Consider the following 14,224-nt stretch of genomic DNA (forward strand, 5'->3'; position numbering starts at 1 on the left):
TACCCGTTCTGCTGCCCAACCATAATCCCAATTAGACAAAAGAAGACAAACGTCATGTAGATTCACATAACGTCTGCCTTCTTAATGGATCGATAACTTCTCTCTAATGCGGTACCTGGGATTGGAAATCATTACGGCTGGATTGATCGGCGTGGTACCAAACCACGTCCCCATCTTGCATCGGCCAGCTTTTCCCCTGACTATCTACCGGGCTGTAATCGAAACCTTCCATTTGCCATTGATTCATTAACGGCGCATGAATGTATTGCAGATGGGGTGCATTCGTATCGCCGCTGCGCAACGTTTCGATGTTGAAGTTCACTACAATGTAACCGTCCCTCAGAAATACTGTTGCCTTCTCATCCAACTGGTTTTGTCTGGCAAGTAATTCGAGATCGGTTCCTTTGGGCACCGCATATACATCCGCTGGCAAGCTATATTCCCCATACCAGCGCTGAATCGCTGCATTCGCCCGATCCACATTAACACTGGAGGGAATATCTGTTTTTGGGCCAATAAGTGTGCGGATCTGTGAAGGGAGAATCATCCAGTTATACCGACCTACCCACGTTTTATAATGAGAGGTCTGATCCACGAAACGAACCATATGTTCGGCGAGTGACCCTTGAATACGTTCTTCCTCCGACAGTTCATAGGTATACTGGTAGCGCGCCGTATCCCCCAACTCCGTACCGGGTACATTCCGCAACCGTGAGTTCAGCACAACAAAGCGTTTCTCTAAATCCTGTGCCGATCCGATACGAATAAGTCGTTCCTGTCCCCGATGGTAGTATAAATTCACTTCTTGCCGGGTGGTGCCATCTTTGCTCACAAAAGAGAACGTTGGCGTGATTCGGATACCATCCTGTTTCCCAAACATATTACCTTTGGTCTTCAGATCAAACTTGAAATGGTAACCCGTCTTCACCGCTGCATTTCGGAAGCCTTGTACCGGATGACTGCCGGGACGAATAGGCAGAACATAAGGAGCCAAATTACCTCGGGGATCTCCGTCGATACTGTTTCCTCCGGTCCAGTAGCTCACACCCGTTGGTTCAGGGCTGCCCATCCGCTTGCGGAACACATTCTCCCAGTTGTAGTCCGAAATATCCGTGATATGAAAATCATACAACCGTCCGATAACCTCTACAGCAACGGTATCTGCTGCAACATGATGGGTCAGATTTGTGTTGGCATCTTGTTGTTCTGTAAAGTTTGCAGGTGCATTTTCGGCAATATTACGAAACTCTATCTGATAGTTCCCTTCATCTACCCATACAGGAAGATAAAAAGGGGTGTCCAACTGATTTACCGGAATATCCACCCAAGTCATGGCCGGGATAAATTGGCTTCTGGCTGCATTATAAACATCGAATGGGAAACGAACCTGTTTGATCCGGAAATATTTTGCATAATCACGGTTTCCATAACCAGGGTAACTCCCTATATCCAAATGTTGACCTGAAGTTGGGATTCGTACAACAAATGGACGCTCTAGAATAAGTGCAGCTCTGGTCGGATCAGGCGTAGTCTTCTGGTTATGCGGCTGATCATCGGATACCCAGGCATAGTTCACAACTGGAGTATGTACTGTCACCGAGTTGATGCCCAGAATGGGGAACTTCTGATCCTGCCCTCCGTTAATGTTGCCAGGGAGCAGTCCATACGTAATCTCACCCGTGGTGGGCTGGTTAGCTTTGTTCATCAATGTGTTCTTGATCGTCAGTCGGTTCTGGTACAGAACAAGATCCCCAATCATGCCCGGCTGGGAGATAGTTCCCGGTTGCGGAGCTGATTTTGCTACTGGAGCGGGGTCCATAATCGTCGCCCCATTAAAGGTTACCTTATCGTTATTTACATTGTTCTCTCTAACCTTCGCTTCAGCTTCAGATTGAAACAATGACGTTTCATCTGGCGTAGGCGGTTCATCGGAACCACCCGGAACACCTTGGATGCCAAGATCAATTTCTTGACATGGCGCAGGTTTCACATGAGTGTTAACCGCAGTATCCATAGCCGATTGCAAAGTCGGTGGAGAATATGCATTGGGCGTCAGGGTCACGGTGTCACCGTAACCACCTAGCGCATAGTTAGATACCTTTGCCTCATTTAACTTGTATACCTCCAGATTATCGATCTGCCAATAGCTATATGTCCTTGTTACTTGCATGATTTTATCCCCAGGGACGTCAAGTTCTCTGGGCTCAGGAGGTGTTCCTGGATCCCCCTCACCACTAGAAGCTCTTCCCGGAATCGTCCAGGTTTTATGATAAACCCTTTTCACAGGAACCTTGTAAGTCACCGTTCCTGTCATGTTAACCCAACGGTGATGAAACAGATATTCCTTGGCCAAGACATTGGCATAGAGATCTTCCGAGGTCGGAATACCACGGGTAACATCGAACTTCTCAGATCCCCGATCGTCCGCCTTCAACACACCTCGAACAGATGGGTCTATAACCGATGCTTCGATAACCGCGCCTCTACTAGGTGGGCTGATGGTCACTGAGCAAGCGTTCACAGGATCTCCCCCATTATCCGTGCAGTCCTTCACCTCAAGCACCTGAGACCCTTGTTCATCCAGTTGCTGAGCAGAATCAACAAAATGGGCTTTGATGGTAGTGCTGCCCACGATCCCTTTTGTTGTAATTTTGCCGTCTGCGCCGATCGTTGCCACAGTTGGATTCGAACTCTGCCACGTCAATTTGGGATGAGCCGTCAGCTTATGAACAGTGCGATCCGGTTTGGTTAGAACGGCTTCTGCCTGTAGAGCTGTCGTATTGGCTTTACAAGCATTCGGCAGATTCACAACGAGTCCTGGCTCCGACGTGACTGTTATGGTCGCAGTATCCGAGATCAGATATGTACCATTGTTCCAGATCGCACGCACAGTGACTGTGCCCGGACTTTCGGCTTTCAACATTCCGGTTTTCAACTCTATACTTGCAATCGACTCGTCAGAAGAAAACCATTTGATCTCCGCTTCTCTTCGTGACACGTCGATGCCCTCACCAAAGGCTGTCGCACCATAGCCCTTAGTCTTCACCAAGGCTTCCATCTGCTGGGTTTGACCTAGGGTAAGAGTTTTATCTGGAGTTACATCGATTTCTTTCTCTTCGTGAATCTTACCTTCCCAGAAGATGCTAACAGGGGTGTGGTATACCATCTTATATTTGGGTTTATTGCCTGGCCTAGTCCCATAAGGTTCTCTTTCAAAGAACTCAAACCCTTTGCCAGTATATGTTCTAAGATCCGCATTTTTTTCACTTGTAACTCTTGGACTACCTATTCCTTCATAACTATTTACCTGCTGATATTTTACGCCATCAGGATCGTTCTTTAGCTTAATATCAGTTACCATTTCCTTATCAATTCCTATTCCTCTATATGGCTTCCAACTTAGTGGCGGCCATTTACTCATATCAACATTATCAGGAATTTCTGTTTTCACAGGGTATGCATCATAGTCAGTTCCTCCGTTATCCACATCTTTGTGTGTGCCTTGATATTCTGCCCTAAATTCTCCTGAATCAAGTTGATACCAGTAAACTCCCGGTGTTCCTTGAGTTGGGTTTGCATCAACTGTTACTGCTGGCCCTTTCATGGATTTGGGACCATATTGTTCTTCTAAGGCATTAGCTTTAGGAGTATCAGAAATGCAGTAATAGACTGGTATCATCATTAGTATTATTACTAAGACTCTAAATAAATTTCTTAAGCCATCTAATAGATAACGTTTAATATTAAATTTAAACACCACCAAAAGTTCTATTGATAGATTTGAACTTCTTTACCAGCATCATTCTTCAACATATATCCGCCTTTCACAGGATCCAGAGTATGTGATGACCAAAACTTGGTAGGCACTCCTTGCTTCAACATTGCATTCGAATCGTCTGGTAAAGTAATAAACCCTTTTTCTTTCAAATAGCTCACATTAAATAATCGTTGAATTGGAATAGCTATATTATCATTCGCTCTAGCAATAGTTAAAAGATTTGACTTATCAAATTTAGAAGTAAACGTTATCTCGGCGTAGGTAGAGAAGCGACCTCCTTGTGCCCTAGTCAAGTTCTTTGGATCTATAAATAGCGAGGCGTACAGTCCCAAGGGCTTAGTCCCTCGAGTATCCACTACGATAAATCTATGGTACCTTACGACCCCCACATTATTTTTCAAGGTGTAATCTGTGTTAACTATATCTCCGAAGTTACCCTTGATATATTTGTAATTTGTTACTGTCGTTAAATTCGTACCCGTCGTGCCGACCTCTCTCATTTCATTCAGATCACTATATTTCCCGGCATCCGTGCCCTCTACGTCCATATAACGCAGCAAAATGGCCGATACTTCTGCACGTGTGGTGGAATCCGCGGGTTTTAATGTGCCATCCTGAAAGCCACCGACAATGCCTGTCCCGCGAACAAGGGCAAGATACGGAATCTGCTCGGCACGAACGGTGCCACGGTTCACTTCCGGTGTGGGAAGCAGCGTGTTTTTCGTATCGTTAAAAGCATCTTGGAAGCTGCTGCCGGACTTGATCAATCCATTGGCAATCCATTTCATCATCTCGTAACGAGTTAGTTCCGCATTCGGATTGAAGCCTTTGGGATAATCGCCAGCGTTAATGAATCCTTGTCCGACAAGCTGGCTAACCGCCGCTTCAGACCAATGTCCCTTGAGATCAGCAAAGGGATTCTGCCCCTCTACCTTCTCCAGTCCAGTCGCGCGGGCAAGTATGGTGGCATATTCCCCACGCGTGATTTTGCCATTAGGACGAAACGTTCCATCTTGGTATCCAGAGATCAAGTTTTTTTCATAAGCTTTGGCAATTGTTGCTTGAGCCCAGTGGCCCTTGATATCTTTGAACTTGCTAAGGGCAGTGTCACTTGTTACCGACGCCGCATTCGCTGTTGACGTCAAATGTACGGGGCCAATCGGTAATAGTGTTGCTGCCAATACAGCTGTCGTTAACAACCCGACGATCCAACCGTTCCTTTTTTTCTTCTCGTGTCCTTCAATCTGCTTCTTCAATCTACTCACGCTCCTATGTACCTTAGTATGGGGATGCTTTACTTGGTCAACCTAGTCACTTCTCTTCATAACAAAAACCTAAATTTGCCATAATAATCAATATTCTACCATGTTGTACTAGGCTATTGGTATTATTTTTCGTTCGTCCCCATCACTTCAAGGCGTGCAACACTCCTTCTACAGACCCACTTCATTCGTTTAAAACACAAAAAAGGCCATGAATCCGCAGATTCATAGCCTTATGCTTTAAGGGTGTGGTCTTTTCGTATGCTATTGGAAAAATAAACTCATTCATAGAATAAACCATATCATTCCATTTGATCAACCTTTTTTTATTTCACACAGCTTTATTTTCCGTTCAATTCCTTATAGGATGCTTCCAATTCCGTGATCAATTGATCACCACCGGCTTTTCTCCAGCTTGCAATTTCCTGCTCCCAACCTGCATCATCGATTTTACCCATAATGTACTTGGTCTGCGCATCCCAGATCATCTGATCCAGCTCCTGACCACGCTCGGTATAGATCGCCGAAGACAAGGTGAGTGCCGGATTGGCAATGGCGTACTGCTCATTCTCACGCGCCATCTTTGTACCTTTCATACCAATCGGAACATCGACCAGTTCAGCCACGTTATAACCTTCAATGCTTAACAAATTATCCCGATATGGCTTCACTTCACGCTGATAAGCATCGAAATCCTTGAGTTCGGTTTTTCCATCCGCAGTCTTGGTATAGTGCACATCGAGTAATCCACGGAGCTGCAACGTGCTCAGTTCCTCATCCATCAACTGATCCAGGAACGTAAGGACCTTCTTCAGTTGCTCCTCATCTGTAACGGATGCTTTCGGAATGACCAGCATTCCGTAGTTTCCAGGCTCTCCGGCGATGCGAATACCATCGGGTCCCTGGAACGGAGCTACATCAATCTCTCCATCCGGAGCATTTGGCGTAAGCCGTTGCTGAGAAGATTTTCCGTTCTGAGCCACACCGTTCAGCTTCATGCCAACGAGGCCCGAATCCATTTTTTTGTCTGCATCCGAAGGATCAAGGGCAGGGAAGTCACTGTTAATCAGCCCCTCGCTGAACAATCGCTTGAAGAGTTTCATCGTATCCACATATTCGGGAGTCAAGAACTCCGGGGTCAGTTTCCCAGCATCATCCACACCCCATTTGTTGACACCGCCAATACTTACAGCAATACGCGTCAGTGGCGAAGAGACTCCCTCGTTATATTTCTTAAATAACAGTGCACCGTACGTATCTTCCTTACCATTTCCGTCCGGATCATCCTTACGAATAGAGCGCATCACTTCATACCAGTCATCCAGCGTTTTGGGTATATCCAGCTTCAATGTATCGAACCAGTCCTTGCGATATACGATCGCAGTCCGTCCAATATCCCGGAAGTTCGGAATACCGTAGACCTTGCCTTCAATTTTGATATTGTTAAAATAAGCCTCGGATTGGGCAGACAGGTTTTTATAATCCTTCAAGTAAGGCCCAAGTTCCCAGAACAGTCCCGTTTTGGCGGCATTAAACGTTGTCGGTACATAATTCACACGCATAATGGTCGGCATCTCGCCCGATGCAACCATCACGTTCACTTTATCATCAAAAGCAGACTGCGGAATCCACTGTACATTGACATCCGTATTGGTATATTCCTCAATCTTCTGTTCAATCCCATTCTCCTTGGCCGGTATATCACCTACCTGCATTAAAGAGATGGAAATGGGAAGTTTACCTTCCCCTGCAGCAGGCGCTTTTTCTCCCCCGCAACCTGCAAGCAATCCAGCGGACATTGCACCAATTACAACGATTCCGCCTAAACGGGACATTGGACCTTTTGGACTCATGAACCATCTCTCCTTTTGGATAGCCAATTTGTTCAGCAAACTTGCCTCATTTCACTCATACCAACCATGTATGCGCTATCATAAATAATTTAGAGAGAAGAACCAGCATTACGCCAGTTCAATCTCCACCCCTGCCAAAATGAACGGAGCAACCGATTTCGGATCATTGATCCGAATGGACTCGGTCACATAATACTCGTAGGACCCGTCACGATACGGGCTTCCTCCAAGACCGGCTCCGCCATTACACTGCGTCAAGGACAGCACGCCTTCACGATCCGTTTGCAGCAGATGCTGCAGCAGACCCTGATACCCTTTTTCCGCAACCGCTTTGAACTTGCCGCTCAGATATCCTTTACGCACACCCTTGGCCAATGCATAGACAAACATTGAGGTGCCTGAAGCCTCCAGATAGTTCCGCTCTCTTCCCGGCTGATCCAGCAGATGTGGCCATAGTCCGGTCTGTTGATCCTGAACATGTACTAATGCGTTTGCTACCCGTTCGAAGATGCCCACGATCTGCCCTCGCTGCGGATGATCTACCGGCAGATGATCCAGTGTATCCACAACCGCCATCACATACCAGCCCATCGCCCGGCTCCAGACATGTGGAGAACATCCCGTCTCCCCCGAACTCCAACGCTGCTCTTTGCTCTCATCCCAGGCATGGTACAAAAGACCACTACGCGGATCACGTGTACGTTGCTCCACCAGTAAGAGCTGCAGAGCCGCCTTGTCGAACCACTTCTCTTCACCCGTCACTGCGCCATACTGGGTGAGATAAGGAGTAGCCATATACAAACCATCCAGCCACATCTGGAAAGGGTAAATCTTTTTGTGCCAGAATCCGCCTTCACTCGTATGTGGCTGTCCCTTGAGCTGAGTCATAAGTAAATCCGCAGCTTTGCGGTACTTTTCTTCACCCGTTTTCTCATGCAGCAGGAACAGTGATTTTCCCTGATTGATCTGATCCAGGTTATATTCCTCAACCGTATAGGAACGAATCGAGCCATCTTCCTGAACAAAATGATCCATTAGCTCACGGATGTAGTCAAAATACTTTTGCTCCCCGGTGTGCGTGTACAGCTCCTCGAGTGCTTTCAGAAAGCAGCCATTCTCATAATGCCAAGTGGAGTACAGCTCATGGTTGCGATAACTTTCCATGAATTGCTGTGCCATGCGCACCGATGTGAGTTGCAATGTTTCCTTCATGATCAAGCCTCCGCTTCCGGCTCTTTATTGAGCCTGTTTTTTATAATCTTCGGCATATTCCTCACGAATCTTGTTTCCACCCGCATTGCCCCAATTCTCAATTTCCTTTTCCCAGCCACTTCGATCGATCTTGCCCATGATATATTTGGTTTGTGCATCTGCAATGACCTGATCCAGATCCGCCCCGCGGTCACCATATGTTGGGGAATATAACGTTAGCGCAGGGTTTGGCACAGCGTGCTCCGCCAGTTCCTTGGCAAGTGCTGTACCTTTTTCACCCAGTTCCGTATCCTTCAACTTCGGTACGTTATACCCTTCGACATAAGGAAGGTTGTCACGGTAAGGTTTCACTTCACGCTGGAATGCATCGAAGTCACTCATCTCCACCTGATCTTCGCCCACTTTAGTGTAATGTTTATCTTCCATGCCACGCATCAACAGGGTAGCCATCTCAGGGTCCATCAGTTTATCCAGGAAGGAGAGCAGGTTCTTGAGTTCTTCTTCCGATTTCACCGTCGATTTAGGGAATGCCAGAATGCCCGAGTTACCCGTCTGTCCTGCAACACGATCTCCATTGGGTCCGAGCAAACCAGCGATGTCTACCACACCATCCGGATTGTTTTTGGACAGACGCTCTTGCTGACTTTTTCCATTCTGAGCAACACCTACACGGATACCCACAACACCGGAATCATACTTTTTCTCCGCTTCCGTAGAATCGAATACGGCAAAGTCCTGGTTCAGCAGTTTCTCATCATACAACCGTTTCAGCAGATCCAGCACCTGCATATATTCCGGCGTCATGAATTCAGGCGTGAAGCTGCCATCCTCCTCAACTTTCCACTTGTTAGGTGCACCAAAACTTACGCCCAGGCGCGTCGTGAAGGAATATTGGTCCTCATTATATTTTTTGAAAAGCATCAACCCAAACGTATTATCCTGACCATCTCCATCTGGATCGGAGGTTGCCAGTGTTTTAATCGTCTCATACCATTCATCCGGTGTGGTTGGCACCTTAAGATTCAGCTTCTCGAACCAGTCCTTGCGATAGATCACCGTGGCCCGCGCGATATCCGAGAAAACTGGAACCCCGTAGATTTTGCCCTCTACCTTGATGTTGTCAAAAAAACGCTCGTTCTGAGCCGACAGATTTTTGTAGTCTTTCAGCAAAGGCCCCACTTCCCAGAACACATCATTACGCATAGCGCTGGTCACGGTCGGATTATACTGCACCTTCACAATTTTTGGCATATCGCTTGAAGCGATCATCACGTTAATTTTGTCATTATAGGCCGAAGCTGGTATCCACTGGATATCCAGCTTGGTGTTGGTATACTCTTCAATCTTTTGCTGAACTTCATTGCCTTTGCTTGGCACATCACCCACCTGCGCAATGGCTATGGATACATTTTGTACGCCGCCCTCGGCAGCCTGACCCTCGTCTGATCCGCATCCTGCCAGCAACCCTGTCACCAGTGCCAGTGTGCTCAAGACAGCTACGGCTTTCTTTTTTGTTGCTTTCATAACATGAAAACCTCCCTTTTTTATGCAGTTAAATTGTCATCTTGAACTGAATTTGAAGCATGTGAAGACTCAACCTTTCACCGAACCCAGCATTACTCCTTTTGCAAAGTGCTTTTGCAGGAATGGGTACACCAGCATAATCGGGATCGTGGAGAATACGATAACCGCCATGCGAATGGTAAGCGGCTGGATCTCGGTCTCTTCGATACTCGTGTCTCCGATTCGGCTCTGTGCCAGAATGACAATCTCACGCAGCCAGACTTGGACAGGCCACTTCTCACTATCGTTGATATAGATTACAGCGCTGAAGAAACTGTTCCAGTGGGCCACTGCATAAAAAAGTGAAAATGTCGCCATGGCTGGCATGGACAACGGCAGTACAATCCGGAACAATACGCCGACATCGTTACATCCATCAATTTTGGCTGCATCCTCCAGTTCATCGGGAATAGCCTGGAAGAAGTTTTTCAGTACAATCAAGTTAAACGCACTAATAGCGGTAGGCAGCATCAGCGACCATAATGTATCCGTCAGGTGCAAAGATTTCACGACAAAGTACGTTGGAATCATTCCGCCGCTGAAGAGCATCGTGAACAATACACCCAGCAAAATGGGCTGGCGTCCACGCAAATATCTTCTGGAGAGCGGATACGCCATAAGTGACGTAAACAACAGGTTAATAAAGGTACCAATCACCGTAATGTAGACCGATACACCCAGACTGCGAATCAAGGTATCCGTTGAGAAAATGTAGCGGTATGCAGCCAGAGAGAACTCTTTTGGAAAAAGAATAAATCCTCCCTTGGCCACTTCATGTGGACTGGTAAACGATACGGCCAAAATATAAATGAACGGTATGACCGTCACGATACCAATCAACAGCAGCAAGCCGTGATTGAGAAAATCAAAGATCCGGTTGCCCCACGTTTTATCCTGTTGCATCTTAATGTTCACTCCTGTCTGGTGAAGAACGTCTGCTCCCGAGGGTTAGTAGACGCCTTCCTCCCCGAATTTTTTGGCCAGCGTATTGGCACCAAGGACAAGCGCCAGCCCGACAACCGATTTGAACAACCCGACAGCAGCACTATAACTGTACTGTGCCTGGGTGAGCCCCTTCGTGTACACGTAGGTATCAAATACCTCGCCCACATCCCGGTTCGTCGGAGTCAGCATCAGGAAGATCTGTTCAAAGCCTGTATCCAGGAAATTGCCCAGACGCAGAATAAGCAAAATGACGATTGTACTGCGAATGGCCGGCAACGTAATGTGCCAGGTTTGGCGCCAGCGATTGGCACCATCAATCCGTGCAGCTTCATAGAGTTGTGTATCAACCCCGGAAAGTGCAGCAAGGAAGATAATCGTGCCCCAACCGACTTCTTTCCAGATGGATTGTCCAACAATCATCGTACGGAACCATCCGGGTTCAAGCAGGAACGCCACTTTTTGTCCAGTCAGGTTATAGAGCAATTCATTAATCGCACCGCCCTCGGTTGTGAACAGCATGTAGAACACACCGACAACAACAACCCAGGAAACAAAGTGCGGAACATAAACAAGCGTTTGTACAAATCGTTTGAAGCGTTCACGGCGAACCTCATTCATCATGAGTGCCAGTACAATCGGCAGCGGGAAAAAGAACACAATGTTATAAATGGCGAGTAAAAACGTATTTCGAAACAATGTCCAGAACTGGGGTTCTCCGAAGAAACGCTGGAAATGTTTGAACCCTACCCAGTCACTTCCCAAGATGCCCTTGTAAGGCGTGTAATCTTGAAAAGCCATCGTGATGCCATACATGGGTATGTATTTGAAAATAACAAAGTAAAGCACACCCGGTATTAACATGATATACAGCCACCGGTTTTTGATAATGTCCCTCCACAGCAGGTTTTTGTCACTGCGGGTAGCGGGCCGTGTTCGAGCCGCCGTTTCGGCTTTCATAGTGTCTTCCTCCCCACATTGGAAACGATTACAAAATATCACTTCCTGAATTCATATCTTCATTGTGGAGGATAAACCTATGACTGGCTATCGTCTCGTTTTAGCCTTTTGTTATTCCTTATGCAGCAAGGGTTTATCTGATTTCATTCACAGAAATGAAAGGCGCAATGAACTGCTTTTAACCTCCATATTCCTGTCTTAACTTCATGGATAAGTGTGGCCTTTTCCCTACACCTGAACATGAAAAAGCCTGCCTCCATGGCAGGCAGAACAGGCTTGTTTTATCGCTGCTGCTCCCGGTACTTGCCGGGGGTAGTTCCTGTAATTTTGCGAAACGTACGGATAAATGCGGTCGGATTGGTATAGTTTAATTTCTCTGCAATCTCCGATATTTTAAGATTGGTTGTTTGCAGCCAAGTCTTCGCTTTTTCCATACGATACTCTGCAAGATATTCCGTAAAATTGACTCCTGCTTCCTTCTTGAATACTCGACTTAGGTAGACAGGGTGAAAATTAAGCTCAGCGGCACAGGCCTCCAGCGACAATTCACGATCATAACGTTCCTCGATCAAACGAATCATGCGCCTTGCAATATTCATGTATTGAGATTCTTCCTGCTCTCGCCAAAAACGGATGACGGGCTGGAACAGCCGCTTGCGGAACCAATTGGTCATTTCGTCCAATGTGGACAACTTTAGCAGATGTGACATGGATGCTTTTTCACCCAGTACTTCAGCCACATCTCCACCTTGCTCCTGAACAAGCTGATATACACGAGACAATAGCTGAACCATAATGACGGGGTATTCACTGAAATGAAGCTTCTTATCGGCAAGCAACCCCAAATATTGCGTAAAATAGGCGTCCGTCTTCTCTTCATCTCCTTGCTTGAGCGCAGAAGCGAGCTGATCTTCAATCATCCGTAACTGGGTATACAACGCAGCCTCCATCTGACCACGTGGCTGTATATCCTCGTAATGCAAAATAATACGGCTGCCCAGACTTACCCGGCCTTGCAGTGCCTCGCGGCTCTCCTGAACCGCTCTTGGCGTATCTCCAATACAAGTGTACGAACGACTGATGCCAATACTTACGGGCAGATTCAGATAGGTCACGACACGTTCGCGAATCCAGTCTGCCTGGGTGTGCATCCATTCCTTCAACTTCACCTCATCCGTGAGTTCAGAGGCAAGTACGGTGACTTGGGCATCATCTAGCATGACCGGGGTGAACCGAACTGCAGAAGGAAGGAGTTCACCTACCATATTGTTGACAGCAAACAGCAACAGGTCCCGATCCTGTTCCTCATATCGGGTTCCTTCCAACGTATCCATCTGGAGCATGAGTACGCCAAGGCTTGCCCACCCGGTCGGGAAGTCATACAATTCTCCCTGATATCTGAAATCTTCTTCCGAGATTTTGCCTGTTAGCAGTTTGGTCATAAAAAACTCTTGGAGATGTACATGCTGCCCCTTCATCTGCTCACGCATCGTTTTCTCCGAACTGAACAAAGTTGACAATTGCTCCTCAATATAGATAAATTCATCCTGACGACGTCCTGATGGAATAACTGGGGAATCCAACCCTTTCGTAAATTGCAGCAGTCTGGAGATCGGTGAATACATCCGCCGACTGCCGTATATGGCGACCAATCCCGTTACACATAACATGACCAGTGTAGCGACACCGGTAACCAATGCAATTTTCTGTGATTGGGCCGTGATCTGCCCAAGGGATACAACGGACACGTATAACCAGCCATTAAGTGGAGATTGCCTATAGCTAACCGCCACTTGGTTACCTTCCACCTCCGAGCTGAAGAACCCCTCTGGCTGGCCTGTCGTTTGTACCATTTCATCAATTTCCTTATTGAGCGTGTCATATTTCCCATCTTGCTGCACATCGTTTAGAAAATACTTCTGCTCCCGATCCAGAACGTACATATCTCCGGAATTCGCATTTCGGCTCAAAAATGTACTTATTTCCGTATCGGCGATATCAATCACAAGAAATCCCTTTGGTTTCACATTCGTTGGCATCATCGGGATTTTGAATACCATACTGACCACATTATCCGATGAAATGAGAGTAGGTGCCTGTTCGGGTGTCAGTTCCCCCATGCCAGCTGACACGGGTACACTTTCTTTCGCTGAACTGGCATTTTGAGTGACCCAGAACAGGCTGTTAGTGTAGGTCAGATAAGAACCAATCCGGTCCCGAATACTGAAATCATCCAATTTGCCAAAAGAACGCATCGAAACAACCCAATCTTCGTCCAGATTAACCAGATAGGCTTGGTCAATGTTCGTAACCGCTTGCAAGTTGTTAAAGCCCGACGTCAGGTCACGAATCTCCTGAAAATCGCTGCTGTCCAGCGGTTTCTTCATCGCCTGAAGTACCAGGGGTGAATTGACATACTGAATGGATGATAATTGCAGGCTGCGCAGAACTTGTTCTACCCGCATTTGGGTCTGATGCAATATCTGAAGGTTGCTTTCACGCACTTTCTGCTCAATGTCACGTGATGCAATCGTGTACGAGACCGAACCAATAACAATAACGGGAAGGGCTCCGAGGATCAGGGTAAAGCAGAGCAAACGCAGTAAATACTTAGGCAAAAAGAGCATCCTCCTTTAATATGTATGTTTATTATA

Annotated in this window: 8 protein-coding genes; all 8 read right to left on the reverse strand. The window is 46.8% G+C overall.

The genetic code is table 11. The annotated features are described in order from the left end of the window. Positions 1-103 precede the first annotated feature (103 nt). Positions 104-3,361, reverse strand: a complete 3,258-nt coding sequence (locus MKX40_RS23740) for a DUF5704 domain-containing protein (RefSeq protein WP_339236872.1) — start codon at positions 3,359-3,361, stop codon at positions 104-106. Positions 3,362-3,768: 407 nt separating this feature from the next. Continuing rightward, positions 3,769-5,034, reverse strand: coding sequence for an S-layer homology domain-containing protein (locus MKX40_RS23745; RefSeq protein ID WP_339236874.1), 1,266 nt, complete (start codon positions 5,032-5,034; stop codon positions 3,769-3,771). 347 nt (positions 5,035-5,381) lie between these two features. Next, complete coding sequence (locus tag MKX40_RS23750) at positions 5,382-6,893, reverse strand: extracellular solute-binding protein (RefSeq protein WP_339236877.1); 1,512 nt, start codon at positions 6,891-6,893, stop codon at positions 5,382-5,384. Positions 6,894-7,001: 108 nt separating this feature from the next. Further along, positions 7,002-8,105, reverse strand: a complete 1,104-nt coding sequence (locus MKX40_RS23755; protein ID WP_339236879.1) for a glycoside hydrolase family 88 protein — start codon at positions 8,103-8,105, stop codon at positions 7,002-7,004. 24 nt (positions 8,106-8,129) lie between these two features. Further along, a complete protein-coding gene (locus tag MKX40_RS23760) occupies positions 8,130-9,629 on the reverse strand; it encodes an extracellular solute-binding protein (protein ID WP_339236881.1) in 1,500 nt (499 codons plus the stop codon). A 69-nt stretch (positions 9,630-9,698) separates the two neighbouring features. Continuing rightward, complete coding sequence (locus MKX40_RS23765) at positions 9,699-10,571, reverse strand: carbohydrate ABC transporter permease (protein WP_124115652.1); 873 nt, start codon at positions 10,569-10,571, stop codon at positions 9,699-9,701. A 45-nt stretch (positions 10,572-10,616) separates the two neighbouring features. Further along, a complete protein-coding gene (locus tag MKX40_RS23770; RefSeq protein ID WP_017686861.1) occupies positions 10,617-11,570 on the reverse strand; it encodes a sugar ABC transporter permease in 954 nt (317 codons plus the stop codon). A 281-nt stretch (positions 11,571-11,851) separates the two neighbouring features. Continuing rightward, a complete protein-coding gene (locus tag MKX40_RS23775; protein ID WP_339236883.1) occupies positions 11,852-14,188 on the reverse strand; it encodes a helix-turn-helix domain-containing protein in 2,337 nt (778 codons plus the stop codon). Positions 14,189-14,224: the final 36 nt, after the last annotated feature.

Source organism: Paenibacillus sp. FSL R5-0517, assembly GCF_037974355.1.
GTDB lineage: Bacteria > Bacillota > Bacilli > Paenibacillales > Paenibacillaceae > Paenibacillus.

Excerpts from the sequence above, each read along its gene's own strand:
- MKX40_RS23770 (WP_017686861.1), bottom strand. The coding sequence starts at position 11,570 with ATGAAAGCCGAAACGGCGGCTCGAACACGGCCCGCTACCCGCAGTGAC.
- MKX40_RS23755 (WP_339236879.1), bottom strand. The coding sequence starts at position 8,105 with ATGAAGGAAACATTGCAACTCACATCGGTGCGCATGGCACAGCAATTC.
- MKX40_RS23750 (WP_339236877.1), bottom strand. The coding sequence starts at position 6,893 with ATGAGTCCAAAAGGTCCAATGTCCCGTTTAGGCGGAATCGTTGTAATT.
- MKX40_RS23765 (WP_124115652.1), bottom strand. The coding sequence starts at position 10,571 with ATGCAACAGGATAAAACGTGGGGCAACCGGATCTTTGATTTTCTCAAT.
- MKX40_RS23760 (WP_339236881.1), bottom strand. The coding sequence starts at position 9,629 with ATGAAAGCAACAAAAAAGAAAGCCGTAGCTGTCTTGAGCACACTGGCA.
- MKX40_RS23740 (WP_339236872.1), bottom strand. The coding sequence starts at position 3,361 with ATGGTAACTGATATTAAGCTAAAGAACGATCCTGATGGCGTAAAATAT.